This window comes from Saccharibacillus sacchari (genome assembly GCF_037722395.1).
Lineage (GTDB): Bacteria > Bacillota > Bacilli > Paenibacillales > Paenibacillaceae > Saccharibacillus > Saccharibacillus sacchari_A.
This window is the reverse complement of the sequence record NZ_JBBKAR010000029.1, coordinates 1-26,015: the sequence shown is the minus strand read 5'-3', so window position 1 is coordinate 26,015 and position 26,015 is coordinate 1. Positions and strand designations below refer to the sequence as shown.

Genomic DNA, 26,015 nt, shown 5'->3' with positions numbered 1-26,015 from the left:
AGACGCGAAGGAATCGTTTCGGATCCAGTTTTCAAGGTGCAAGCCTTGTGTAGGACTTACGCTGTGAGTCTGAGAGTGGCAAACACTCGCGTTTGCTGCGCAAGAACTGTTTGGAGAGATACCCAAGTGGCTATAAGGGGACCCTCTGCTAAGGGGTTAGACTGCGTTAGCGGTGCGAGGGTTCGAATCCCTCTCTCTCCGCCATTCCTTTCTATTATAGAAGGAAGATGGCAAATGAATATGGCGGTGTAGCTCAGCTGGCTAGAGCGTACGGTTCATACCCGTAAGGTCGGGGGTTCGATCCCCTCCGCCGCTACTTTTGATTCACTTCCCATGGAGGCTTAGCTCAGCTGGGAGAGCATCTGCCTTACAAGCAGAGGGTCGGGGGTTCGATCCCCTCAGCCTCCACCATTCATACGCCGGTGTAGCTCAATTGGTAGAGCAACTGACTTGTAATCAGTAGGTTGGGGGTTCAAGTCCTCTCGCCGGCACCATTTTAATGGCCTGGAACCGTGGTGTAGGGGTTAACATGCCTGCCTGTCACGCAGGAGATCGCGGGTTCAAATCCCGTCGGTTCCGCCATTTTAATTAAATAACTGGTTTTATGGAGTATGGCTCGGTAGCTCAGTTGGTAGAGCAAAGGACTGAAAATCCTTGTGTCGGCGGTTCGATTCCGTCCCGAGCCATCTTTATATTGTGGAGGCTTAGCGAAGTGGCCAAACGCAGCAGACTGTAAATCTGTTCTCTCCGAGTTCGGTGGTTCGAATCCATCAGCCTCCACCAGTTTTACGAGCCATTAGCTCAGTTGGTAGAGCACCTGACTTTTAATCAGGGTGTCGAAGGTTCGAGTCCTTCATGGCTCATCAAGAAGTCGTATTCCGTGTCAGCGGGATGCGGCTTTTTTGCATATTCGGGATTATGTTAAGATAAAAGAAAACGGTGTTGGAGGGCTCGCTATGAATGTGCAGGAGATTCGGAGTCGGTTGGAGCGTATCGTTGACCGACCGGTTGAGCTAATCAGGGTTAGAGAGTCGCAAAAAGCGAACAATATATTATCGACAGGCTGGACAGATGCAGACTCGACCTGGTTTTTTACAGCTGATCCGGAACTTGCCGATCGCGAAGAGCAGTGGGCTTTCCGAATCCTGGACAACAGTTTGGAGCTTGCAACGCGAGAGTTGATTGCGTTACTCGTGCTAATGGCAACCTCAGAAGCCGTAAGCCGACCGCAGGAGGAAGAAAGCGAGGTCCAGCAGCTGGGTCGTTGGTTAGGCGAGAAGCTGGAGCGTGATGAGTCGCCGCAAGAATTGCCGGATACTTTACTTCTAAAGAGCCGTCTTTTTACGGAAATGATTCCTTTTCTTTTGATCTGCGAAGGGGCTCAGAACACGCTTGGGGGATACGAGGAGCTGCACCAATTGTTGTCCACGTTTTTGGAACGGGACGTTCTGGTCGTTCCGCTGCACGGACGGGAATGGCTACTGCTTGTTGATCGGCTGGATGTGCTGGAAGTTTCGGAGGATCGCGGTGAGGAAGAGGAATCGGATCGGGAACTGCTGGAAGCCTTCGGAATGGGTTTGTATGAATTGATTGCCAGCGAATGGACGGGGATTTTCAACCTGTCCGTATCTGATCCGCTTCAGCCTGCGCATGGTCTGGTTCGGGCGGTACGGTTGCTTCGGGAGAGCGTATTCCTCGGGAAAAGCTTCCATGTGACTCGCAATGTGCACCTTCCGTGGGATCTGGGACTGGAACGGTTGGTGTACAGTATTCCGGGAGCGCAGCGTGAACGGTTTATTGAAGAAGTCGAAGGCTTGGACGTTGTGCTGGAGGATGGGGAAGTTTTGACGACGCTGGAGACCTTTTTCCAAATGAACTGTAATGTCAGCGAGACGGCGAAGCGTTTGTATATCCATCGGAACACGTTGATCTACCGATTGGACAAGATCAAGCAGGAGACCGGACTCGATGTTCGCAACTTCGCAGACGCCGTTTTGATGAAGCTTTCATTACTATTAGATAAAGTCACAAAAGACTAGGCGGATTTTTGTGCAGTTTGCGAATAGCCAGGAAAGCGTATTCAGGGTAATATGGGAACAGGTAAAAGAAAGCAGTTCAGCTCCATACACATATCCTCAATACAGGGAGGCAACATTCAATGGCTGGTGTACGCTTAGAACATATCTACAAGAAATATGCAGGTTCCGACAAAGCAACCGTAATCGACGTTAACCTCGACATTAAAGATAAAGAGTTCCTCGTTCTGGTCGGTCCTTCCGGCTGCGGTAAATCGACAACACTGCGTATGATCGCAGGTCTGGAAGAAATCTCCGAAGGTAAACTTTACATCGGCGACCGCGTCGTCAACGACGTAGCTCCAAAAGACCGCGATATCGCGATGGTATTCCAATCCTACGCCCTTTACCCGCACATGGACGTATACTCGAACATGGCATTCGGTCTGAAACTGCGTAAGGTGAAAAAGGACGAAATCGAGAAACGCGTTCGCGAAGCGGCGAAAATTCTCGATATCGAACATTTGCTTGAGCGCAAACCAAAAGCACTTTCCGGCGGTCAACGTCAACGGGTAGCCCTGGGCCGCGCGATTGTCCGTGATCCGCAAGTCTTCCTGATGGACGAACCTCTTTCCAACTTGGATGCGAAACTGCGTGGTCAGATGCGTGCGGAAATCACGAAACTGGTTAAGCGCCTTGAAACGACTTGTATCTACGTAACGCACGACCAGATCGAAGCCATGACCATGGGCGATCGTATCGTCGTTATGAAAGACGGTATCATTCAACAGGCAGCTCCACCGGAAGAACTGTACAACAACCCAACAAACATCTTCGTTGCAGGTTTCATTGGTTCCCCTACAATGAACTTCATCAACGGCAAACTGGTTGATCAAGGCGGCGCCCTGCACTTCCAAGCGCAAAACCTGGACGTTGAAATCCCACGCGGCAAAGCACAAATTCTGCGTGACAAGTCTTTGGTTGGCAAAGAAGTAATCCTGGGTCTGCGTCCGGAAGACGTGCATGAAGAGCCGGTATTCCTGGAAGCTTCGCCAAACACGATCTTCACGGCAAACGTTGAAGTTACCGAGAACCTCGGTCACGAAATGCTGCTTTACCTGAGCGGCCTCGGCGGCGACACGACGATTGCCCGTGTAGACGGACGTTCGAGCGTACGCGAAGGTTCGCAAGTTCGTCTTGCGATCGACATGAACAAAGTTCATATCTTCGACAGAGAGTCGGAAGTTAACGTCTTCTACGACGCGAAATAATTCCGTTACTGTCCAAGCGAGCATACAGGGCCGTCCTTCGGGACGGCTTTTTCGCGTGGTCAACGTACTCAGGAAGTAGCATTGCTTTCAACGGGCATTTCCTTTACGATGAATAGGATGGAACGACCAAGAGACAGAAGAAGGGAAGAATACAGAATGGCTAAAAAGGTAAAAGTAGCCGAGCTGGTCCAGCAGTTTCAATTTGAAGTCGTAGCGGGCGAACAGGGGTTGCGCCGTCCGATTGCGGTTGACGATTTGAATCGGCCAGGGCTGGAGATGGCCGGATATTTCGAATATCATTCGCCGGAGCGGGTTCAACTACTGGGCAAGACTGAGCTGACTTTTTATCATATGCTCTCAAAGGAAGACAAGCTGGATCGGATGAGTCGGCTTTGTAACGAAGAGACGCCGTGTATTATTGTGACTCGCTCTTTTGACGTGCCGCAAGAATTGATTGAAATCGGCAACGAGCGCGAAATTCCGATTATCCGTAGCGGAATGTCGACGACCAGCCTGGCAAGCCGGGTAACCGGTTTCTTGGAACGCAAGCTTGCGCCGACGACGACCATTCACGGCGTACTCGTGGATATTTATGGTGTAGGCATCATTATTACGGGCAGCAGCGGTATCGGTAAAAGCGAAACAGCGCTCGAACTGGTTAAACGCGGACACCGTCTGATTGCCGATGATGCCGTAGAAATCCGTCAAAGCGCGGATAACCAGCTCGACGGTACGGCACCTGAACTGATTCGTCACCTGCTTGAGATTCGCGGCGTAGGCATTATCAACGTGATGACGTTGTTCGGTGCCGGAGCAATTCGCAATCACAAGCGGATCACCTTGGTCGTTCGTTTGGAAAACTGGCAGCCCGATAAGCAGTACGACCGGCTAGGGCTCGATGAGGAAACCACTCGTATTATCGATACCGACGTTCCGCTGGTGACCATTCCGGTTCGCCCGGGCCGAAACCTGGCTGTCATTATCGAAGTGGCCGCGATGAACTTCCGTCTGAAGCGTATGGGTTATAACGCGGCGCAACAGTTTACACATAAACTGACAGCGACGATCGCGGACGATATGGATGATTTAGATTAATTGTTAAAGTGGGAGGGTTAACGAATGGGGGCATTACTGGCGATCAATCCGATCGCGTTCAGTATCGGTCCGCTGGCGGTGCACTGGTACGGACTGATTCTTGGACTCGGTGCCGTAGTCGGCATGCTGATCGCGATGCGCGAAGGTAAAAGATTCGGCCTGCCACAAGAGCTGTTTATGGACATTTTGTTGTTCGGCGTGCCATCGGCTATCATTTGTGCGCGGATTTACTATGTGGCATTCCAATGGGATCAATACAAGGATAACCCGCTCAAGATATTTGCGATTTGGGAAGGCGGAATCGCCATTTACGGCGCGTTGATTGGTGCGGTAATCTGTGCCGTTATCTACACGCGAATCAAAGGCTATAGCTTTTGGCGAATTGCCGATCTATGCGCGCCGGGCTTGTTTGCCGGACAGTTAATCGGACGTTGGGGCAACTTCGTCAATCAGGAAGCGTACGGCGGCGAAGTCAGTGAGAGCTTCCTGCGGGACACGCTGCATTTGCCGAACTTTATCGTGAATCAAATGAATATCGAAGGCGTATTCCATCATCCGACGTTTTTATACGAATCGTTATGGAATCTGGTCGGCATCCTACTGATCTTCGTTATTCGCCGTCGGAAGTTCGTACGGGCGGGCGAAATCTTTATCGGTTACTTTATCTGGTACGCGATCGGGCGCTTCTTTATCGAAGCACTGCGTACAGACAGTCTGGCATTCCAAGGACCGAATTGGCTGGCTTCGCTGATCCATGGCATGTGGACACCGATGACTTGGTTTGGCTTTGAAGAAGGGTATTTGGATGCGGCTTACGGCAACGTGCGGATTTCGCAGTTGGTGGCGATCCTGTTCTTCGTGATCGCGATCGTATTGATTATCGTCCGCCGCAAAAACGGCCAAGCCAATATCCGCTATTCCGATCCGATCGTTTCTTCGAAGCTGTCGACGGCTTTGCCGGCTGTGGATGAACAGCATCGCGTAGAAGGCGCATCCGCTTCGGACAGAAACGACAAAAAGTTTTCGGGCGATGACCCTTCACGCAAGGAGTGATCCGATTATGAAACCCAATCCGGCAATCCGAACGGTGCTGTTCGATCTGGACGGCACCATCATCGATACGAACCAACTCATCATCGATTCCTTCATGAACGCGATGACGGATATTCCGCTGACGCGGGAAACGATCATTCCGCATATGGGTACGACTCTGCAAAACCAGCTCCGTGTCTTTTCGGGGCTGGAAGACGTGCGCGAATTGGAGCAAGCGTATCGCAAGTACAATCTGGCGCATCATGACTCCATGGTCAAGCCTTTTCCGCACGTGCAAGAGGTCGTCAAAGCTCTTCACGCGTCCGGCATTCGTCTTGGCATCGTTACGACAAAGATTCGGCCGACGACCATGAAGGTGCTGGAAATGTTCGATCTATCCCGGTACATGGAAGCGATCGTAACCGTGACCGACGTCCATCATCCGAAGCCGCATGCGGAACCGGTATTGACGGCGTTGGAAAAAATGGGCGCAGACCCGGCTTCGGCGCTGATGGTGGGCGATAGTCCGGCTGATATTCAATCCGCGCAGAATGCAGGCGTTCGCGCCGCAGCCGTTGCCTGGTCGCTCAAAGGCGAAGCTACGCTGTCAGGCTACGGTCCGGATTATATGCTTCACGATATGCGCGACTTGTACGAACTGACCGGAACGGAGCGTAGAGAAGCATGAGAAGAACGGAGCGCCACTTCGTTGAAGAGGGTCCAAACGCCCTGCGTCAGATCTATAAGACCGTTAGCCCTTGGAAGGGCGTCAAGAATTTCATCTTTATTCAGATTGCGCGCTACTGCCCGATTCTGGAAATGAAAAATTGGATTTATCGCCGTATCCTGCACATGAAAGTGGGCCGGGATACGGCTTTCGGGCTTATGGTCATGGTGGATGTCTTTTTTCCGGAAAAGATTACGATTGGGCGCAACACTGTGATCGGTTACAATACCACCATTCTGGCGCATGAGTATCTGATCCGCGAGTATCGTCTCGGCGAAGTGGTGATCGGGGATGAGGTCATGATCGGAGCGAACACGACGATTCTGCCGGGCGTCACGATCGGCGACGGAGCGGTCGTGGCAGCCGGATCGGTCGTGCATCGGGACGTAGAGGCGGGGACGTTTGTCGGCGGGAACCCTCTGCGAGTCATTGAGCGGAAAAGTCCGTGATAGGCTGAGACTACCCGGATTTTGAACAAGATCTTCACAAAATAAAGCTCAAATGCTTAACATTTTCTGAAAGTTCCGGGAAAATGGCCTTTGAAAGGCTTTGGTCGGGTATAATGCAAAAGGTAGCGCACGGCGGGAGGCAGCGATGCCGTCCCGTTTTTCGCTTCGTAGCAAAAGGTCCGTAGGGCTGAAGAGTAACCGGATCGCTTGCGTGATGGTGACTTGGGAAAGGAGCAATAAAATTGAGTTCTGTTTCAATCAAGAAAGAAAGACTGCCGCAGTTGGATACGTTTCGAGCATTGGCAATTCTGGGCGTGCTGCATGTACATTCCACGTCGTTTGCGACGATCGAATCGGTCCACTTGAAAGCTTTTTACCTCATTAACTTCATCAACGTGTTTTTCCGATACGGTACGCCTTCGTTTATCATGCTGAGCAGCTTCGTGCTGTTCTACAATTACTACAACCGTCCGGTAGATGCGAAGCTGGTTGGGGGGTTCTATAAAAAGCGGATGCTGTACATCCTGCTGCCTTACGTGATCTTTTCGGCCATTTACTTCATCTATAAGATGCATGTGGCGGGAACGCTCGGTACGGGCGCGGAGACTTACGGAGAAATGCTGGCCCGGTATTGGAAAAACCTGAAAGAAGGCACCGGATATACGCATCTGTATTTCGTGTACATCAGCGTTCAGTTCTACATTTTGTTCCCGCTGATGCTTCTCCTGCTTAAATCTTCGAAATGGGTAGCCCGTTGGGCGATTCCGATCGGATTGATTCTGCAATGGGCATTCGTGTTCTGGAATAAATACGATCTTCAGTATGCGACAAAAGGAAGTCTTGCGATTACATACTTGTCCTACTATATGATCGGTGCTTTCCTGGCGATTCATTTTGACAAGATCCGCGGCTGGCTGATGAACGACTCCAAAAAACTGCCGACCAAAGTCTGGTTCTGGAATTGGATGCTGTGGATCGCTTGGGCCGCCGTCGTTGTGGTGCATGTGTGGTTTTACCAAGAGATTCGCCTCAAACATTTCACGGCTAATTCGCTTTGGTACGAGCTGTTGTGGAACGTGCATACGATGCTGACCGCTATGGTTCTGATGCGCGTCTCGTTCCTTTTATACCGCAAAGGTCCAAAATGGTTGATCAAAATGCTGACCCGTCTCGGAGAACTATCTTTTGCCGTGTATCTGGTCCATCCGCTGGTGCTTGGTTATTACCGGGACACCGAAGATTGGTTTTTCAGCCATTTCCAGATGGGCACGGTTACGTACTTTGCTTGGGTGTACGGAGGTCTGATCTGCGCGCTTATCGTATCCTGGATCGTGACACAAACCATCCTTCGCTGGGTGCCCGGCGCTTGGGTGCTGCTAGGCAACGTTCCAGGCTCTCTGCGTAAAAAGAAAAAAGCTCCGCCCGCACCCGCTGCATCGACTGACCGCAGCGTGTGAACGTGTCCGCCGCCACCTCCCGCTTGCAATCTTCGGTGGCGAACGGGGACGTGGAGGGAACGGAAAAACTTTTAAACAGATCCACGATCAGTAACCTTTGAGTTGCTGGTTGAGATCGATTAAACGATTGCGTCACGACCGGAACAGAAAACCCGACCCGGTCGTTTTTCGAAAGATCGAAGAGACTGCCCGAAATCCATGCTGGCCATGGCTTCGGGCAGTCTTTTTTTGCGAGAACCATCCGAACGCTTCGCGCCTACAATTCTAAAATACCATTGTTGCTAAGGTGAGACAGCGACTTATGAAGCATTTCGAAGAAATTCACTTCGGAAGCCTATGCTGGAAATTTTTCCCGCAGCGCCACTCCACCGTCCCCCCACATTGACTACAAGCCAGCGAAAATGCTAATATAGTCACATGCTTTATTTTGTTACCATGTTATCACTGTACCATATTAAAGCAAACTGGCAGTCATCCACCTTTTCTCTTTCGGAGTCTGCAAAGTCGCATAGGTACAAAATAAATCGCGGTTGCCGCGGGTCAGGCTTTCCGATATGGTGAATACAATATAGATGAAGAACGAAGCTGAAAAGAATCCATAGACAAATTTACAGGGGTGAACGATATGTCCAAACCGCAAGGTTTTGAAAAACCGGTCGGTGTCCGTGATTATCTGCCGCGTGCGACACGCAGATTGCGCCGCATCGAACGCAGCGTACTCGATTGCATGGCGCGCTGGGGCTATGATCCGATCAAGACGCCGACGATGGAATATTACGATACGGTCGGCATCGCAAGCTCGACGCCGGACCGTAAGCTGTACAAGCTGCTCAACAACCGCGGCCAGACGCTGGTGCTGCGCTCGGAGATGACGGCGCCGATTGCGCGCGTGGCGTCATCGCTGCTGCGCGAAGAATCGCTGCCGCTGCGATTATCGTATCATGCGAACGTGTTCCGCGCGATCGAAGAAGAAGCGGGACGCGAAGCGGAGTTTTTCCAAACAGGCGTCGAGCTGGTCGGCGACCGTTCCCCGGAAGCGGATGCGGAAGTGATTGCGCTGGCGATTGCTTCGCTGCAAGCGGCAGGGGTGAAAACGTTCAAGTTCGCGATGGGGCATGTGGGCTTCTTGAACGGACTGTTCGACGAAGCGTTGCCGAATCGGACGGAGGATCAGCAGGTACTGAAAGAACGCCTGCTGCGCCGGGACTATGTAGGCTTCCGCGAAGAAGCCGAGTCGCTTGGTCTGGGCTCGAAACAGCAGCAGGAGCTTGAAGGCTTGCTGCGGCTGCGCGGCGGCGTCGAGATTTGCAGCCAGGCCGCCGGACTTAGCAGTCATGAGCTTGCGCTAGAGTCGCTTGATCATCTGCGCAAGGTCTGGGAGGCGTTAAGTGATTACGGGGTATCTCAGCATGTGCTGATCGATCTCACGATGATCGGGGATTTCTCCTATTATACAGGTATGGTGTTCGAAGGCTATGCTGCGGAATTGGGCTTCCCGGTATGCAGCGGAGGTCGCTACGACAATCTGCTGAAGCAGTTTGGCCGCGATGTTCCGTCTACGGGATTTGCTTTGAAGACGACCCGTATTCTGGACGGTGTGGATGATCCGGAAGGCGAAGAAGAGCGCCCGGTGCTGATTGTTTATGAATCGAATCGCCGTGCCGAAGCACTGGCTGAAGCGGCACGTATTCGCGCAGAAGGCGGAGCGGCGGTAACGCGGTTATCGGAAAGCGGTAGCGGAGAAAAGATTGCGGAAAAAGGTCGCTACAGTCGGATATTGAGTTATATCGGAGAAAATGCTTCGGCGAAATAATCGAAAAACACGATATACAGCCTGTCTGGTCGGCAACGTGCCAGTCCGGTCACGATAAAAATGAACAACAAGAGGAGGAGAGACGCATGGGAGAAGTGCTTAAAGTCGCGATGCCGAAAGGCCGAATTTATAAAAAAGCAGCGGAACTGTTCCGTGATGCCGGTATCGTCATTCCGAGCGACGTCGACGATTCGCGCCGACTGGTCATTCCGATTCCGGAAGCGAATATGGAATTTATTATGGCGAAACCGGTCGATGTGCCGACGTACGTCGAATATGGCGTAGCGGATATCGGGATCGTCGGCAAAGACGTGCTGCTCGAAGAAAACCGCGATGTATACGAGCTATTGGATCTGGGTATCGCACGCTGCCGGATGTCGGTTATCGCGCTGCCGGATCGTCAACCGGGGATTCATCTGCGCGTGGCGACCAAATATCCGAACGTAGCGACGCGTTATTTCCGCGAACAAGGCGAGCAGGTCGAAGTGATCAAGCTGAACGGCTCGATCGAGTTGGCCCCGCTGATCGGATTGGCGGATCGGATCGTGGATATGGTGGAAACGGGCCAGACGCTCAAAGACAACGGGCTGGTCGAACTGGAAAGCATCTTCGGCATTACGAGCCGTTTGATCGCCAACCGGGTCAGCTACCGCATGAAAAACGACGCGATTCAACAATTGTGCGATAAGTTGGAGAAAGTCATGCCCGGCGCGGTGAAGTCTTGATCGACTTTGCTTGTATAGGAAGACTTGTAGAGGAAAAGTGGCAAGCGGCGGCGGTTGTTGCGATATCGTCGTCCTTTGTAAAATAGCTACGAAAATCGGACGGCGTCCAAAAGCCGCCCAGCATGCGGAGGAACGATTATGAAGATTGTACCGGCGGCGCAGTTCGATCTGCGTCGGGACGTGGAATACGGCTCGGAAGAACAGGTGGCGACGGTCAAACGGATCGTCGGCGATATCAAAGCGGAAGGCGATTCGGCATTGCTTCGTTACACGGAGAGCCTGGATCGCACCAAGCTGGAAACTTCGCAGCTTCGGGTAACCGCTCAAGAACTGCAAGACGCATACGGACGCGTGGAAGAATCTTTCGTGACCGCGATTCGGGCGGCGGCCGTTAATGTTCGGGCTTTTCACGAACGGCAAAAGCGCAATTCCTGGATGGAGCTTCAGCCGGACGGCGGATTGTTGGGCCAGATCATTCGCCCGCTACGCCGGGTCGGTGTCTATGTGCCAGGGGGAAAAGCAGCTTATCCGTCTTCTGTGCTTATGAATGTCATTCCTGCCCAAGTAGCTGGCGTGCCCGAGATCGTGATGGTTACGCCTCCGGCGACGGGCGGTACGGAAGGCATCGACCCGTATATTCTGGTCGCCGCCGCCGAAGCGGGCGTGACGGAGATCTATCGGGTCGGCGGCGCGCAAGCGATCGCGGCGCTGGCCTACGGCACGGAAAGCATCAAGCGGGTCGACAAGATCTGCGGCCCCGGCAATATCTATGTCGCGCTGGCCAAGCGCGAGGTGTACGGCCTGGTCGATATCGACAGTCTGGCAGGACCGAGCGAGATCGTGGTACTGGCGGACGAGACGGCCGATCCGGAATATGTCGCCGCCGATTTGCTGTCGCAGGCGGAGCATGACGAATTGGCGTCGGCGATTCTCGTTTCGACGTCGCAGCGTCTGGCCGACTACGTGGCCGCCGAAGTGGAACGCCAGTTGTCGGAACTGCCGCGCGAGACGATCGCGCGGGCTTCGATCGAGAATTACGGAGCGATCATCGTGACGGGCAGCATCGAGGAAGGGATCGAAGTCGTGAACCGGTTGGCGCCGGAACATCTGGAAGTCATGGTGCAGAATCCGACCGATTATCTCGGCCTGATCGAGAATGCCGGCGCGATTTTCCTCGGCCCGTACAGTTCGGAACCGGTCGGCGATTATTTCGCCGGACCGAACCATATCATTCCGACCAACGGCACGGCCCGCTTCGCGTCGCCGGTCGACGTCGACGACTTTATCAAAAAATCGAGTTTGATCCAATATAGCAAGCAAGCGCTGCTGCAAAACGCTGCAACCATCATGGAGCTGGCACGCCGCGAAGGTCTGGAAGGCCATGCCCGCGCGATCGAGGTCCGGGTGAACAAAGAAGGCGGCAAGTAAGCGGGTTCGGTCAAGCGATTCGAAGCGGGAAAAAGACCGATCGCAAAAAACATATAAGAAATGTCCAGCTTCGAGCTGGCGAACGACTAACAGAACGGGGGCATTATCATGACCGAAGCCAATCAAGCAAGCACGCGCAGCGCGAGCATCGCGCGCAAAACGAACGAAACGGATATCAAGCTGTCCTACGGAATCGACGGCACGGGCGTATCGGAGATATCGACCGGAGTTCCTTTTCTCAACCACATGCTGGATCTGTTTGCCAAGCACGGCCAATTCGATCTGAAAGTCGACGCCGACGGCGATATCGACATCGACGATCACCACACGGTGGAAGATATCGGTATCTGCCTGGGCGGCGCGCTGCTGGAATCGCTCGGCGACAAACGCGGCATCAAGCGCTACGCCAACGTGTTTATCCCGATGGACGAAGCATTGGCGCAGGTCGTGATCGACGTGAGCGGACGCCCGCATTTCGAATATCGCGCCGAATACCCGTCGAATCTGGTCGGTACGTTTTCAACGGAGATGGTGCATGAGTTCTTGTGGAAATTCGCGCTGGAGTCACGGATCACGCTGCATGTCATCGTTCATTACGGCCGCAATACGCACCATATGATCGAAGCGATCTTCAAAGCGCTGGGACGCGCCCTCGACGAAGCGACGTCGATCGATCCGCGCGTGACCGGCATCCCTTCCACGAAGGGAGTGCTGTAACATGACGGTCGCAATCGTCGACTACGGAATGGGCAATCTGCACAGCGTCAGCAAAGCGGTCGAGCGGCTCGGGTACGAGTACCTCATCACCGGCGACGAACGCGAGATCATGCAGGCGTCCGGCGTGCTGCTGCCCGGTGTCGGCGCGTTCGGCGATGCGATGAGCCATTTGCGGGATACGGGTCTGGATCTGGTTGCGCGCCGTGTTGCGACAGAAGGCAAACCGCTGCTCGGCATCTGCCTGGGCATGCAATTGTTGTTCGACGGAAGCGCGGAACATGGCGACCATGAAGGACTCGGGCTGCTGCCGGGACGTGCGGTGCGTTTCGAAGCGGGTGAGCTGAAGGTTCCGCATATGGGCTGGAACCGTCTTGAATTCACCCGTCCGAGCGAACCGTTGCTGGCTGGCCTTACGGAAGGACATGTCTATTTCGTTCACTCGTACCATGTGGAGCTGAGCGAACCTGGCGATCTGATCGCGTCGGCCGACTACGGGCTTCCGGTGACGGCGATCGTCGGGCGCGATAACGTCTACGGCATGCAGTTCCACCCGGAAAAAAGCGGCGAGCTAGGCATGAGTCTGTTGCGCAATTTACTGAAGCTGTCGGAAGGACAAGCGTAGGGCATATAACGAATACAATCTATTTGGATATAGGGAAAAAGGAGAATGGTATATGACGGCATTTACGATCTATCCGGCAATCGATATCCGTGGCGGCAAATGCGTGCGATTGCTTCAAGGCGATTACGCGCAAGAAACGGTATTCAACGAAAGCCCGCTGGACGCAGCCAAGCAATGGGAAGCTCTCGGCGGCCAATACGTGCATCTGGTCGATCTCGACGGAGCCAAAGAAGGCCGTCCGGTCAACCACGAGCTGATCGGCCGAATCGCGTCCGCGCTGAACGTGCCGGTGCAGATCGGCGGCGGACTGCGTACGTTCGAAGACGTGAAGCTGCTGCTGTCGCTCGGCGTGAGCCGGGTTATCCTGGGAACTGCGGCGATCGAGGACAAGGCTTTTACGGAAAAAGTGCTGGCGGAATACGGCGACAAAGCGGCGATCGGCATCGATGCCCGTAATGGCTTCGTGGCGACGCGCGGCTGGCTGGAAACGTCGGAAGTACGCGCGGAGGATCTGGCGAAGGAACTGGCGGCCAAAGGAGCGGAAAATTTCATTTTCACCGATATCTCGCGCGACGGCATGATGCAGGGACCTAATACGAAAGCGATTCTGAGCCTGGCAAAAGCATCCGGCAAAACGGTCATTGCTTCCGGCGGCGTGACGGTACAAGGCGATCTGGAGCGTTTGGCGGCACATGCGAACGACGGCATCGGCGGAGCGATTGTCGGCAAAGCGCTATACACGGGCAACATTGATCTGGCTTCGGCATTGGCTGCGGTCAAGCGATAAGGGCAGAACGGAAAAAGGAGGAACGGCATGCTCGCAAAACGAATTATTCCGTGTCTGGACGTCAAAGACGGACGCGTGGTCAAAGGAGTCAATTTCGTCAATCTGCGCGATGCCGGCGATCCGGTAGAGCTGGCCTCGGTATATGACCGCGAAGGCGCTGACGAGCTGGTGTTTCTCGATATCTCCGCTTCGGTCGAAGGCCGGGCGACGATGGTCGAGGTCGTACGCCAGACGGCGGGAGAGATCACGATCCCGTTCACGGTCGGCGGCGGCATTTCGCAAGTGGACGATATGAAACGGATTCTGCGCGCGGGCGCGGACAAAACGGCGGTCAACACGGCAGCGGTGCTGCGTCCCGAACTGATTGCCGAAGGCGCACGCCGCTTTGGCTCGCAATGTATCGTACTGGCGGTCGACGCCAAGTACAACCCGGAATGGCAGGAGTGGGAAGTGTATACGCACGGCGGACGCAAATCGACCGGCATACGCGCGCTGGAATGGGTCAAACGCGCGGAATCGCTGGGAGCGGGAGAAATCCTGCTGACGAGCATGGACGCCGACGGTACGAAAGACGGTTTTGACCTGAAGCTGACGCGCGCGGTATGCCGCGAAGTGTCGATTCCGGTCATCGCGTCGGGCGGTGCGGGCACCAGCGAGCATTTTTACGACGTGTTCACGGAAGGCACGGCGGACGCGGGCTTGGCGGCGACCATTTTCCACTATAAAGAGATCGCGATTCCGGACCTCAAGAATCAATTGAAGCAAAAAGGAGTCGAAATCAGATGAGCAGAGAAAACGATGTGATCGTTGCGCCGGAACAATTTGCGGCCAACGTCAAATGGGACGCGCAGGGGCTGGCTCCGGCGATCGTTCAAGACAGCACGACAAAAGAAGTATTGACGCTCGCCTACATGAACGAAGAATCGCTGCGCCGTTCGATCGAATCGGGCGAGACATGGTTCTGGAGCCGTTCGCGGCAAGAATTTTGGCATAAAGGCGCGACATCCGGCAACGTGCAGCGTATCGTGTCGCTCAGCTATGATTGCGACGGAGACGCTTTGCTGGTCGGCGTGGAGCCTGCGGGCCCGGCTTGCCACACGGGGCGCGTGAGTTGCTTCTTCAACAAAGCGGCGCTGGAAAACGGGGCTGCGCATAGTGGCGGCACGATCGGCGCGGGCGCGGAAAGCGAGCGCGTGCTCGGTCTGGAACCGGAAAACGCGTCAGCGGTATCGGCATCGAACGAAGCGGCAAGCGCAGGCGAAGCGGGACGTTTCGACGTGCTGGCGGAGCTGGAAGGCATCATTGCCGAGCGCGACCGCGAACGTCCCGAAGGAGCGTATACGACTTATCTGTTCGAAAAAGGCATCGACAAAATCCTGAAAAAAGTCGGCGAAGAAACGGCGGAGTCGATCATCGCGGCCAAAAACGGCGACAACGCCGAACTGCGCCTTGAAGTAAGCGACCTGATCTATCACCTGCTGGTACTGTTGCAAGAACGCAAGCTGCCGCTGGACGAGATCATGGACGAGCTGGCCCGCCGTCACGAACGCCCGCGCCGGGACTGAAGCCGGTGACTTGTCTCGCATTAGCGAGGGCAAGCTACTGGATGCGTGCGTTCGCAGGCCGTGGTTCCAAAAATGCGTGCTTCGCGATCCGCAAACGCATTTCGGGTTGTCGAATGTCGTTGGCGGAAATTCGTAAATGCGGCGGACACCGGGAGAGCAGCATGCCCGGAAGGTTCGCCGTTTTGCTTTTTACACGAGAGGAGAGAACCGTTATGTTGATCGATTACCACACCCATCATGAACGCTGCGGCCATGCGGTCGGGAAACTGGAAGAGTATGTGCAACGCGGCGTCGAGCTGGGCCTCGGCCAACTCGGCTTGTCCGACCATATGCCACTGATCCACGTCGATCCGGCGAAATACTATCCCGAAATGGCGATGCCGATGGACGAGTTGCCACGCTATGTGGAAGAAGTGCTGACGCTCAAGGAAAAGTATCGTGACCGCATTGATATCAAACTCGGCCTGGAAGGCGATTATATCGAAGGCTACGAAACGGAAATTCGAAAGATCGTCGAAGCTTATCCGTGGGATTATGTGATCGGTTCGGTTCATTTTCTCGGCGAATGGGACGTGACGGATTTCCGTCAGACCGCTGGCTGGGAAGGCCGCGACCCGCTTGACGTCTACCAAACGTATTACGATGCGATCGGCAAAGCCGCGCAAACCGGATTTTACGACATTATCGGCCACTTCGACGTGATCAAGCGTTTCGGCTACGCGCCCAAGCACGAGCAAGCCGCGGAAAAGGAAGCGTTCGAAGAAGCCGCTCTCCGGCATATCGCCGCCAGCGGCATCGCCATGGAACTGAACGCGTCCGGCCTGACCAAGCCTTGCGCCGAGATGTTCCCTGCGGAGCCGATCCTTCGCCGCGCTTTGGAGCTGGGCATTCCGTTAACCCTGGGCTCCGATTCCCACGACCCTGCCAAACTGTCCGAAAACCTCGACAAAGCCCGCGCACAGCTCCGCGGTCTGGGCGTCCAGCAAGTCGCAACTTTTGATCGCCGTAAACGAATCATGATTCCTTTGGGGGAGTGAGTCTCTGCGTCAGACTTTAAAACGTTCCAAGAAAGTTACGTGTTACGTAGGCGGGGAAGCGAGACGACTGCGAGAGAAATTCGTTCAAGCCGCTGTCTCACTCGGAAAATGGATGGGATTTGAATAAGGAATTTTCCGAGTTCAAAGGCGTCTTTCACTGAATTTCTCTCTCCGTCTTCTCGCTTCCAGCTCCGTCGTCTTCCTTGATATTTTAAAGCTTTCGAAGAGAGCTAGGGCGTGTACGCAAACTCCGAAGGGCGCAGATTGAGCTGAATATTCGTTCTCATCCAGGAACTGTTCCGAAGGCGTGCCGGGGCACGTCAAGGGAAAGTGACGTAGAGGAGGGCGAAAAGGCAGCTCAAGATGCACGTCGCCTGAGTTTGCGTACACGCCCTAGAGAATTTCGGGAAATTAAAAGCAAGCAAAGCAAATAAACGGCGGAGCGGTTGGGCGTAGTAGTAGTAATTGTAGGCTTTCTGACAAAGCCGATATTATTGATTAAGTCTATTTTATTGTAGGGAAGCAGTAGCGGAGGGGGAAATTCAGTGTAGGTGGAGGCTTTCGAAGAAAGGCACTTCGGGAGCATCTGCTACGAATTTCCCCCGCAGCGCACAAGCTTTCCCCACAAATAACACTTTCCAGAGAATTTCGGGACGCCATAATCGGCGTCTCTTTGCTTTTGCGCTTCAGACGATTGGGGTATAATCAATAGCAGACCAAGAAAGATCAATGAAAGATCTATATCCGATCAAGACCATATCAAGAAAAACAACATGCGGGAGGGTGTCATGCAGCACAGGATGCGTATATTTTCGGGATCGTCCAATCCGGGCCTGGTGGACCGAATCTGCGATGATTTGGGTGTTACGCCCGGCAAAGTCAAATTGACCAAATTCAAAAGTGGCGAGAGTTACGTGCATTACGAAGAAAGCATTCGCAATCTGGACGTGTTTATCGTTCAATCGCTTTCTCACCCGATCAATGAGCATTTTGTCGAGTTGCTGGTGATGATTGACGCAGCCAAGCGTGCTTCGGCGCGTACGGTCAATGTGGTGATCCCGTATTACGGTTATGCTCGTCAGGAGCGCAAAGCCGCTCCGCGTGAGCCAATCTCGGCTAAGATGGTAGCGGATGTGCTGACGACGGCCGGGGCCAGTCGTGTCGTCACGATCGAGCTTCATGCTGCTGCAATTCAAGGGTTCTTCAATATTCCGGTGGATCATCTGACGACGCTGGACTTGATCGCCGATTATTTGCGCAGTAAAAACATTACCGACCCGGTTGTTGTGTCTCCGGACGCGGGTCGCGCGAAGTTGGCCGAAAAGCTGGCGAACCGACTCGACTCGCCGGTCGCGATCATGCTCAAAAAACGCCCGTCCCATAACGAAGCCATGATCACGCATGTGATCGGCGAGGTTGAGGGACGGACGCCGATCATCATGGAAGATCTGATCGATACCGGATCGACTATTCTCAAAGTCGTCGAAGGTCTGAAAGAACGAAATGCGAAGGACCCGATCGTATGTGCCACGCACGGGGTATTTTCTGATGGTGCTCTTCAGCGTCTGGATCATCCGAGTATCTCGGAAGTGGTCATCACGGATTCGATCGCACTGCCGGAGGACCATTCGGAACGATTTACCGTATTGCCGGTCGCGCCTATGCTGGCTCGGGCGATCCATATCATCTTGGAAGGCGGATCGCTTGCGACATTGTTTAGCGATTCGGGTATTTAATAGGTAGCTCATGCACGAAGCACGGAGGCCGTCTGCGGAAGAAGTTCAATCGTCTTGGGTTTCTGCGCGGAAGGCCCTGTTGCAATCATACGCTGGTTACAATCGGAAAATTTCCATTTTAAGCTTTGCTTCCCGTTCGGGCGTAAGCCTGCCTTTAGCGTTGACAGGGTACGCGGAACATCCATGCAGCGGGGATTTAGCAGGGCCGGCCTTTTTCTTGGGAGGCCTATGCAAGTATGTTATACTGATCTGGATATTCGATTTTAAGCAGTTAACAAAGGGGGCCTTGCTCAGGTGAACGGGAATTATCGGCGTGAAGAGAAGCCGCAAAGCCATGTGGTTTCTTTGACCATGGACGAAAGTTTTTTCTTCGAAAGAGCCGTCCGGGCGCTGGATCGCTACCAATATGACAAGGCGTTAAAATATTTTCGTAAAGCCGTAGAGTTGAAGCCGGGGAATCCGGTCAACCACTGCAACATGGCGGGTATATTATCGGAGATGGGCGACTACAAAGCTTCGAACGAAGTGCTGCTGCACGTGCTCGAACAGGTTGATCCGTCCATGACGGAGTGCCGATTCTATATGGCGAATAATTTTGCCAATATGGAACGGTTCGAAGAGGCGGAAGAAGCGCTGCTTGCCTATCTGGAAGCGGATGCTTCGGGACAGTTCTTGAACGAAGCGGAAGAGATGATCGAGCTGCTTCAGGTGGAGCTGAAGCGGAATGTTCGAGATCATAGCGTGCTGGCACGCCGGGGATCGGATCGCCATGAGCGTGCGCGGACGATGCTGGAAGAAGGTATGTTTTCCGAAGCGGCGGATTTGCTGGAGGAACTGCTGGAAGAGTACCCTGGCTTTGCCGCAGCAGCTAACAATCTGGCATTGGCCTACTACTATATGGGTATGACGGATCGTGCGCTCGCGACGGTGGAAGAGGTACTTCGGAGCGAATCTGGGAATTTGCACGGTTTATGTAACTTGGCGATCTTCCGTCGTCATTCTGGCCCAGCTGGAGCGGAGGAGGCCGCACGTCTAGGTCGGCGTCTGGCTACGGTCGTACCTTTCCACCGTGAGCATGCCTTCAAACTGGCGACTACGCTGGGGATTCTGGGTGAGCATGAAGCGGCTTATCAGCATTTTCGTAGACTGTTGGCGGGCGACGAGTCGTCGGCTGATCCGTCTATTCACCATTATTGCGCCGCAGCGGCATTGCTGAGCGGACGGATGGATACGGCGGAAAAGCTCTGGAAGCAAACGCTGAAGCTTGATCCGGGTGCCGAAGCAGCCGAATATTATTTGACGCGCTTACCGGAATGGAGAAAAAACGGCATTGCCGAAACGGTGAGCTACCATTACCGATTGGAGGCCGTCAAGCGTTCCGAGCTTTGGCGTCGTTGGGAAGAACGTCTGCCTGAGGACTCGCCGGCGATTCGTGAAGCACTGCTTCACACGTTGCGCTCCGGCACCGAAGAGGAAAAACGCCATGCGCTCCAAGCTTGTCGTCCACTGGCGGATGACGAGATGACGAAGGTATTACGCGAATTGGCTGAAAATGAAGGCGAAGCAGCAGGGCTGCGCGAACTCGCTCGCGCCGCATTGGGAGAGACGGCTTATGATTCGCCCGAGGAAAACGAATTGCCGGAACTCAAGTTCTCCAGGGAACCGGCCGAACTGCCCGTCTGGGAAAAGCGTTGGCAGGACGTGCTGGATACGGCGATTCGCGCTTCGTGCGCACCGGGCGATTTTGGTCTTCGTCGCGATTTAGAAGCGTTATGGACCGACTTTTTACGTAGATTGTATCCGAATGTGCCGGTGCTATCGTACGCTGAAGGTTGGGCCGCAGCCCTGGATTATTTGACGGACAAGCTTCGCCGCGGAGAGTCGACTTATGAAGAGATCGGCCGACGCTACGGCGTATCGGCTTCGACTGTCGGGCGTTATGTAAAACGGATCGATCAAGTATGCAATATCAAGGAACGTATGACCATGCACGGAAGAGATCATCGCAAAGGACTGTAACGTCCGGCAATGGTCGTACTCCGGTATGATTTCATAACACTCAAACTTGTCCTGAGGAGGATGCCTAAATGCAAAAATACAAGACTGTAGTAATCGGAACAGGGCCGTCGGGCCTGACATCGGCTATTTATTTGGCTCGTGCCAACCTGAACCCGCTCGTAATCGAGGGGCTTCAGCCGGGCGGTCAATTGACCACAACGACCGAGATCGAGAACTTCCCGGGCTTCCCTGACGGAATTATGGGACCGGAACTGATGGATAATATGCGCAAGCAGGCCGAGCGTTTCGGTGCCGAGTTCATGAATGGTTGGGTGGATGCCGTCGACTTCTCGCAGCGTCCGTTCAAGATCACGGTTGAAGGTACAGGAACGATCGAAGCGGATTCGGTCATCATCTCGACAGGAGCATCGGCTCGTTACCTCGGCATTCCGGGGGAGCAGGACAATATCGGACGCGGCGTCAGCACATGCGCGACTTGCGACGGATTCTTTTTCCGCGGCAAAAAGCTGATCGTGATCGGCGGCGGGGACTCGGCGATGGAAGAAGCCAGCTTCCTGACGCGCTTTGCGACAGAAGTTACGGTGGTTAACCGCCGCGAAGAGCTGCGTGCGTCGAAGATCATGCAGGATCGCGCGCGCGAGAACGAGAAAGTCTCTTGGGCACTCAACCGTAAGCCGCTGGAAGTGGTAGCGGGCGATACGGGTCTGAAAGGACTGAAAGTGTTCAACAACGAGACGGGTCAGGAAGAACTTCTGGAAGCGGACGGCGTATTCGTGGCAATCGGCCACACGCCGAACACGACGTTCCTGCAAGGGCATGTCGAGTTGGACGGTCACGGTTACGTGGTCGTGAGCCCGGGGACGACGGAAACGAACATTGACGGTGTATTCGCTTGCGGCGACGTGCAGGACACGAAATATCGCCAGGCGATCACGGCTGCGGGCAGCGGCTGCCAAGCGGCGATGGACTGCGAGAAATATCTCGAAGGCAGCATCGTGCACGACTGGAGCGAGACGCTCGATCGTTAATTTTTTAACAAGCCTCAATTTTCTGTCAAAGAACGCGCAGACAAGAATCCGCAAACGGAATCTTTCGTCTGCGCGTTCTTTTTATGCAAGCATTTTTTCCAAAGAACAAGATCGGAGGCTGTTCATGAGCAAAACCGGAATAAGTCCGGGCGGATCGGATCGTCGTTACCTGCGCCGGGTAGAGCTGCTGCGAGAAAAGATCGAGCACCCCGGGATGTATCCGTTCAATCTGCCTGCGGTAAAAGAATTGGAGAGCCTGGATTTTCATGATCGGGTGACGTATATCATCGGGGAGAACGGAGTCGGCAAGTCCACGCTGCTTGAAGCGATCGCGGTAGCCTGGGGCTTCAACCCGGAAGGCGGCACGCTGAATTTTAACTTTGCCACGGCCGAGACCCATTCTCCGCTGCATCGGCATCTGCGGCTGATCCGGGGAACGGCGCGTCCGCAAGACGGATTCTTTTTTCGGGCGGAGAGTTATTACAATGTGGCGACGACGATCGACGAGCTGGACAAAGAGCCTTGCGCAGGCGGCAAGATCATCGACAGCTACGGCGGGCGTTCGCTGCATGAGCAGTCGCACGGAGAAGCTTTTTTCGCTACGTTCATGCACCGGTTCGGAGCCAATGGGCTGTTTATCCTCGACGAGCCGGAGGCGGCGTTGTCTCCCGTGCGGCAATTGGCGATGCTGACGCGGATACATGAGCTGGCACGCAGCGGCGGGCAGTTCATGATCTCGACCCATTCTCCGCTGCTAATGGCGTATCCGCATTGTCGGCTGTATAACCTGACGGCAGGCGGCATTCGGGAATGTGGGCTTGAGGAGACGGAGCACTATATCGTAACCCGGGAGTTTTTGAACAATCGGGAGCAGATGCTGGAGCGTTTGCTAAGCGATGAAGAAGAGTGAATATCAAGAGTCGCCGAACACGTCTTCGGAGGCTCTTTTTTTTATGGACAGAAAGATTGTGCGTAGAATCACAAGTTGAGGAATAACGGCGTGCTACATTTTGATTGAGAATTGTTTTCAGAAAAATTTAAAGCAGTCGGAAAGGGGCGTATCGTGAATGGGCAAAAAGATCGATTTGAACCGGAGCGTGCACGAGCTGGTGGGCGAAGAGCCGGAGGTGGCGACGATACTGTTTGCATTAGGGTTTAAAAAAATCGTTGAACCATCCATGCTGGAGACGATGGGCAAGTTCATGACGCCCCTAAAGGGTGCCAAAATGAAGCGGATCGATCCGGAAAAGATGCGGCAGGCTTTTGAAGCGCACGGCTATGAGGTCGAAAGCAAATAAGGAGGAACCGAAGATGAGCGAACTGATTAATAACCGGGAGCATGCGGCGGGGCAGATGGATGAGCAGCAGCTGCGTCGGAGAGAAGAACTAAAGGCCATTATCAAACAGCTGCATGAAGGAGTCGATCCGGCGCAGGTCAAAGAACGTTTCCGTGCGGCGGTGGGGAGCGTGGAAGTCGAAGAGATTTCGTTGCTTGAGGAATCGTTGATGCGCGAGGAAGGGATTCCCGTATCCGAAGTGCAGCGGCTCTGTTCGGTCCACGCTTCGATCTTCGACGGGGCGATCTCGGATATTCACGGTTCCTCTTCTTCGGCGCCCGAGTCGCAGCCCGGTCATCCGGTGCATACGTTCAAATTGGAAAATCGGGAATTGGAGCGTCTGACGGGCTTTTCGATGGCTTTGCATCTGGATAAGTTTATGAAAGATGATTCCAATGCGAACCGCTACAAGCTGCTGGAAGACCTGAATTTGCTGCTCGACGTGGATAAGCATTATTCGAGAAAAGAAAATCTGCTGTTCCCTTACCTGGAGCGCTATGGCATCTACGGTCCGACTCAGGTGATGTGGGGCGTGGACGACGGCATTCGTGCGGAGATCAAAGCAGCGAAAGCTCTGTTGGCTGGCTATAGCGGTGATCGCGAAGCCGTAAAGGCGCGGATCGAAGTTGCCGTGCGCGAAGTCGAAGAGATGATTTTCAAGGAAGAAAATATCCTGCTGCCGATGGCGCTCAAAAAGCTGACGGAAGACGAATGGATGAAAATCGCGGAAGAGACGGAAGAGATCGGCTACTGTCTGATTCCAGGTACGGCTGCTTGGATTCCGACGCGGGCATCGGAGCCGGGAACTGCGGTAGAAGCCGAATCTGCACCTGTGTCGCGCGGACTTGAGGGCCACTTGGAAGCCACTCATGCTCATGGCGAAGATGAGTCGTCGATGCCGTCGTTTTTGGCAGGTGGAGAAAAGCCCGAAGAAATGCCGCAATGGGTTGCGGATATGCTTCGGCAACAGCAGCAGGAGGAACAAACGACCCCGACTCCTGCATCTACGGCAGCGCCTGTGCAGGACCCGGCGGCGGTTAGCATGGCGGAGCAAGCGGCGAAAATGGCGGCGCAGGCCGCGGAGATGGCTCGGCAGGCGGCCGAGATGGCGGCATCGGAGCTCAACGCTTCCCACGCAGCGCCGATCTCTGACGGTTACGTACGCTTCAATACGGGGATTCTGTCTGTGCAACAGCTGGAGCTGATCCTAAACCATCTGCCGGTGGATCTGACGTATATCGACGAGAATGATATTGTCCGCTACTTCTCGCACGGCAAAGAACGTATCTTCGCCCGTACGAAGGCCGTCATCGGCCGTTCGGTACAGAACTGCCACCCTCCGCAAAGCGTGCACGTCGTAGAAGAGCTGCTGCGAGATTTCAAATCGGGCCGGAAGGATCACGAAGACTTCTGGATTCCGTTCAAGGACAAGTTCGTTTATATCCGGTACTTTGCGATTCGCGATGAGCAAGGCACGTATCTAGGGACGCTTGAGTTTACTCAAAATGTTGCCCCGATTCGGGAACTGGAAGGGCAAAAGCGGATATTGTCGGAAGTGTAAGTATTTAGAACGCCTAACGTAGCTGGAAGCGAGAAGACGGATAGAGAAATTCAGTTCAAGGCGCCTTTGAACTTGGAAAACTTCAACTAAAAGTTTCGATCGACTTTTCCAAGTGAGACAGCGGATTGAACTGAATTTTTCGCGGAGTCTTATCGCTTCCCCCGCCAACGTAACTTTTTAAGCGCAACCTCACCTTGTCTGCACAATGCAGACAAGGTTTTTTCGTTTTTTCATAAATTCATCACGATTTCTCAAAACGCAACAAGCAAGGCGTTAAAATGCATCCCGCGACACAAACCCGCGCCCCGCAAGGGTTTCAACGCCCCCGGGCGTGCCGTACTATAAAAAAGGCTTTCGGCCCTTGCGGGGCAAGGCTTTGCGGTGTGGCGTCTCGCTTGACCGGAGGGGGGTGTTCGCTTATAGTGGGATACGAAGGTGGACTTAAGCAAACGGATTCATCATTTTCGATTTTCTATAATATCAGAAGAAAAAAGGTGGCTTGTATCATGTCTGAAAATGTCTACGTCGGTATGGATCTGGGCGGCACCACGATCAAAGTCGGTCTGTGCAGCGAGAGCGGCGTTTTGCTGCATACGTATGAAGGGCCCACGGGAGTGGCGGAAGGACCGGAGACCGTAATTTCCAACATGGCGAATTACGTTCGTCGAGTCGTTGAAGAATCGCCTTATTCCTGGGAACAACTGGCCGGGGTCGGAGCCGGAGTAGCCGGATTCACGAATGTCCGTGACGGGATCATCGTCATGGCGCCGAACATAGGCTTCAAGGACGTTCCGATCCGCGCCATTCTGGAAGAGCGGCTCGGCAAGCCCGTTAAGATTGATAACGATGCCAACGTAGCTGCGCTTGGCGAAGCCTGGAGCGGTGCGGGAGCCGGCATCGAGAACTGTGTCTGCTACACGCTGGGAACAGGTGTAGGCGGCGGCATTATCATCAACGGCCGTATTTACCAGGGCTTCTCGGGTATGGCCGGGGAAATCGGGCATATCGACGTCGTGCCGGATCTGGAAGCGATCCAGTGCGGTTGCGGCAAAGTCGGCTGCCTGGAGACGGTATCGTCCGCGACAGGCATCATCCGTATGGCAAAAGAAGCGGTCGAACGCGGCGAGCGTACATTTATCGCCGATGCGAGCGAGATTACGGCGAAGACGGTCTTCGATGCGGCTAAAGCCGGCGACGAAGTGGCACTGCGTATCGTCAAACGAGCGGCATTCTACCTGGGCAAGTCGATGGCGGCTGTCGCAGCGGTGCTGAATCCGCAAAGCTTTATCATCGGCGGCGGCGTATCGAAAGCGGGAGATATCCTGTTTGATCCGATTCGCGAGACATTTGCTCAACTAACGCCGGAACCGTTGCAACAAGGCGTGCAAATCGTACCGGCGACGCTGGGTAACAATGCCGGTATGATCGGTGCTGCCGGACTTTTGATTCGCTAGGGTGTGTCTTCAAACCTCAATGGAAGCAGATTTTGCCGAATTTTCGTTCTCAACAAGGAACTTTTTCGAAGGCGTGCCGGGGCACGTCAAGAGAAAGTGACGAAAGAGAGGGCGAAAAGGCGGTAAAAGATGCACATCGG

General features: G+C 54.1%; 23 protein-coding genes and 8 tRNA genes. All 31 read left to right on the top strand.

Annotated features, from left to right (window positions below):
- Positions 1 to 112: 112 nt before the first annotated feature.
- The 31 genes from WKI47_RS08595 to WKI47_RS08445 all read left to right on the top strand — a co-directional run bounded on the left by WKI47_RS08595 (position 113) and on the right by WKI47_RS08445 (position 25,875).
- Positions 113 to 204 (top strand) — tRNA-Ser (locus WKI47_RS08595).
- Between the two features lie 38 nt (positions 205 to 242).
- A tRNA-Met gene (locus WKI47_RS08590) sits at positions 243 to 316 on the top strand.
- Positions 317 to 335: 19 nt separating this feature from the next.
- Positions 336 to 411, top strand: a tRNA-Val gene (locus tag WKI47_RS08585).
- Positions 412 to 418: 7 nt separating this feature from the next.
- Positions 419 to 494, top strand: a tRNA-Thr gene (locus WKI47_RS08580).
- Positions 495 to 506: 12 nt separating this feature from the next.
- A tRNA-Asp gene (locus tag WKI47_RS08575) sits at positions 507 to 582 on the top strand.
- Positions 583 to 613: 31 nt separating this feature from the next.
- Positions 614 to 686: transfer RNA gene (locus WKI47_RS08570), tRNA-Phe, on the top strand.
- 12 nt (positions 687 to 698) lie between these two features.
- Positions 699 to 783: transfer RNA gene (locus tag WKI47_RS08565), tRNA-Tyr, on the top strand.
- A 7-nt stretch (positions 784 to 790) separates the two neighbouring features.
- Positions 791 to 863, top strand: a tRNA-Lys gene (locus WKI47_RS08560).
- A 93-nt stretch (positions 864 to 956) separates the two neighbouring features.
- On the top strand, positions 957 to 2,039 hold the full coding sequence (locus WKI47_RS08555; protein WP_340226742.1) for a PucR family transcriptional regulator: 1,083 nt from the start codon (positions 957 to 959) through the stop codon (positions 2,037 to 2,039).
- Between the two features lie 119 nt (positions 2,040 to 2,158).
- Positions 2,159 to 3,286 carry a sn-glycerol-3-phosphate ABC transporter ATP-binding protein UgpC gene (locus WKI47_RS08550; RefSeq protein WP_340226741.1) on the top strand — a complete coding sequence of 376 codons (1,128 nt, stop codon included), beginning with the start codon at positions 2,159 to 2,161 and terminating at the stop codon, positions 3,284 to 3,286.
- 156 nt (positions 3,287 to 3,442) lie between these two features.
- Positions 3,443 to 4,381, top strand: a complete 939-nt coding sequence (gene hprK / locus WKI47_RS08545) for an HPr(Ser) kinase/phosphatase (RefSeq protein WP_340226740.1) — start codon at positions 3,443 to 3,445, stop codon at positions 4,379 to 4,381.
- Positions 4,382 to 4,405: 24 nt separating this feature from the next.
- Positions 4,406 to 5,434 carry a prolipoprotein diacylglyceryl transferase gene (lgt, locus tag WKI47_RS08540; protein WP_340226739.1) on the top strand — a complete coding sequence of 343 codons (1,029 nt, stop codon included), beginning with the start codon at positions 4,406 to 4,408 and terminating at the stop codon, positions 5,432 to 5,434.
- A gap of 7 nt (positions 5,435 to 5,441) precedes the next feature.
- Positions 5,442 to 6,101: a pyrophosphatase PpaX gene (ppaX, locus tag WKI47_RS08535; RefSeq protein ID WP_340226738.1), complete on the top strand. Its 660-nt coding sequence runs from the start codon at positions 5,442 to 5,444 to the stop codon at positions 6,099 to 6,101.
- Positions 6,098 to 6,589, top strand: coding sequence for an acyltransferase (locus WKI47_RS08530; RefSeq protein WP_340226737.1), 492 nt, complete (start codon positions 6,098 to 6,100; stop codon positions 6,587 to 6,589). The genes ppaX and WKI47_RS08530 overlap by 4 nt, the downstream gene beginning before the upstream one ends.
- Positions 6,590 to 6,831: 242 nt before the next feature.
- Entirely contained in the window at positions 6,832 to 8,046 is a 1,215-nt protein-coding gene (locus tag WKI47_RS08525; RefSeq protein WP_340226736.1) for an acyltransferase, read from the top strand.
- Positions 8,047 to 8,671: 625 nt separating this feature from the next.
- Positions 8,672 to 9,859, top strand: coding sequence for an ATP phosphoribosyltransferase regulatory subunit (locus tag WKI47_RS08520; protein WP_340226735.1), 1,188 nt, complete (start codon positions 8,672 to 8,674; stop codon positions 9,857 to 9,859).
- A gap of 86 nt (positions 9,860 to 9,945) precedes the next feature.
- A complete protein-coding gene (gene hisG / locus WKI47_RS08515; RefSeq protein WP_340226734.1) occupies positions 9,946 to 10,584 on the top strand; it encodes an ATP phosphoribosyltransferase in 639 nt (212 codons plus the stop codon).
- A gap of 138 nt (positions 10,585 to 10,722) precedes the next feature.
- Positions 10,723 to 12,012 (top strand): histidinol dehydrogenase, encoded by a 1,290-nt coding sequence (gene hisD / locus WKI47_RS08510; RefSeq protein WP_340226733.1) that lies wholly within the window; start codon positions 10,723 to 10,725, stop codon positions 12,010 to 12,012.
- 108 nt (positions 12,013 to 12,120) lie between these two features.
- Complete coding sequence (gene hisB, locus WKI47_RS08505) at positions 12,121 to 12,729, top strand: imidazoleglycerol-phosphate dehydratase HisB (RefSeq protein WP_340226732.1); 609 nt, start codon at positions 12,121 to 12,123, stop codon at positions 12,727 to 12,729.
- A gap of 1 nt (position 12,730) precedes the next feature.
- Positions 12,731 to 13,351: an imidazole glycerol phosphate synthase subunit HisH gene (gene hisH, locus WKI47_RS08500; RefSeq protein ID WP_340226731.1), complete on the top strand. Its 621-nt coding sequence runs from the start codon at positions 12,731 to 12,733 to the stop codon at positions 13,349 to 13,351.
- Positions 13,352 to 13,403: 52 nt separating this feature from the next.
- Complete coding sequence (gene hisA, locus WKI47_RS08495) at positions 13,404 to 14,138, top strand: 1-(5-phosphoribosyl)-5-[(5-phosphoribosylamino)methylideneamino]imidazole-4-carboxamide isomerase (RefSeq protein ID WP_340226730.1); 735 nt, start codon at positions 13,404 to 13,406, stop codon at positions 14,136 to 14,138.
- 27 nt (positions 14,139 to 14,165) lie between these two features.
- Entirely contained in the window at positions 14,166 to 14,924 is a 759-nt protein-coding gene (gene hisF, locus WKI47_RS08490; RefSeq protein ID WP_037285833.1) for an imidazole glycerol phosphate synthase subunit HisF, read from the top strand.
- On the top strand, positions 14,921 to 15,703 hold the full coding sequence (gene hisIE, locus WKI47_RS08485) for a bifunctional phosphoribosyl-AMP cyclohydrolase/phosphoribosyl-ATP diphosphatase HisIE (RefSeq protein WP_340226729.1): 783 nt from the start codon (positions 14,921 to 14,923) through the stop codon (positions 15,701 to 15,703). The genes hisF and hisIE overlap by 4 nt, the downstream gene beginning before the upstream one ends.
- A 212-nt stretch (positions 15,704 to 15,915) precedes the next feature.
- The gene (gene hisJ, locus WKI47_RS08480; RefSeq protein ID WP_340226728.1) at positions 15,916 to 16,740 is read left to right on the top strand and encodes a histidinol-phosphatase HisJ; all 825 of its coding nucleotides are present in this window, start codon (positions 15,916 to 15,918) and stop codon (positions 16,738 to 16,740) included.
- A 788-nt stretch (positions 16,741 to 17,528) separates the two neighbouring features.
- A complete protein-coding gene (locus WKI47_RS08475; protein ID WP_340226727.1) occupies positions 17,529 to 18,476 on the top strand; it encodes a ribose-phosphate pyrophosphokinase in 948 nt (315 codons plus the stop codon).
- Between the two features lie 294 nt (positions 18,477 to 18,770).
- Positions 18,771 to 20,495, top strand: coding sequence for a tetratricopeptide repeat protein (locus WKI47_RS08470; protein WP_340226726.1), 1,725 nt, complete (start codon positions 18,771 to 18,773; stop codon positions 20,493 to 20,495).
- Positions 20,496 to 20,563: 68 nt separating this feature from the next.
- Complete coding sequence (gene trxB / locus WKI47_RS08465) at positions 20,564 to 21,523, top strand: thioredoxin-disulfide reductase (protein ID WP_340226725.1); 960 nt, start codon at positions 20,564 to 20,566, stop codon at positions 21,521 to 21,523.
- Between the two features lie 124 nt (positions 21,524 to 21,647).
- Positions 21,648 to 22,433 carry an AAA family ATPase gene (locus WKI47_RS08460; protein WP_340226724.1) on the top strand — a complete coding sequence of 262 codons (786 nt, stop codon included), beginning with the start codon at positions 21,648 to 21,650 and terminating at the stop codon, positions 22,431 to 22,433.
- 157 nt (positions 22,434 to 22,590) lie between these two features.
- Positions 22,591 to 22,821 carry a DUF1858 domain-containing protein gene (locus tag WKI47_RS08455; protein WP_340226723.1) on the top strand — a complete coding sequence of 77 codons (231 nt, stop codon included), beginning with the start codon at positions 22,591 to 22,593 and terminating at the stop codon, positions 22,819 to 22,821.
- Between the two features lie 13 nt (positions 22,822 to 22,834).
- Positions 22,835 to 24,421 carry a DUF438 domain-containing protein gene (locus WKI47_RS08450; RefSeq protein ID WP_340226722.1) on the top strand — a complete coding sequence of 529 codons (1,587 nt, stop codon included), beginning with the start codon at positions 22,835 to 22,837 and terminating at the stop codon, positions 24,419 to 24,421.
- A 506-nt stretch (positions 24,422 to 24,927) separates the two neighbouring features.
- Positions 24,928 to 25,875 (top strand): ROK family glucokinase, encoded by a 948-nt coding sequence (locus tag WKI47_RS08445; protein ID WP_340226721.1) that lies wholly within the window; start codon positions 24,928 to 24,930, stop codon positions 25,873 to 25,875.
- Positions 25,876 to 26,015 lie beyond the last annotated feature (140 nt).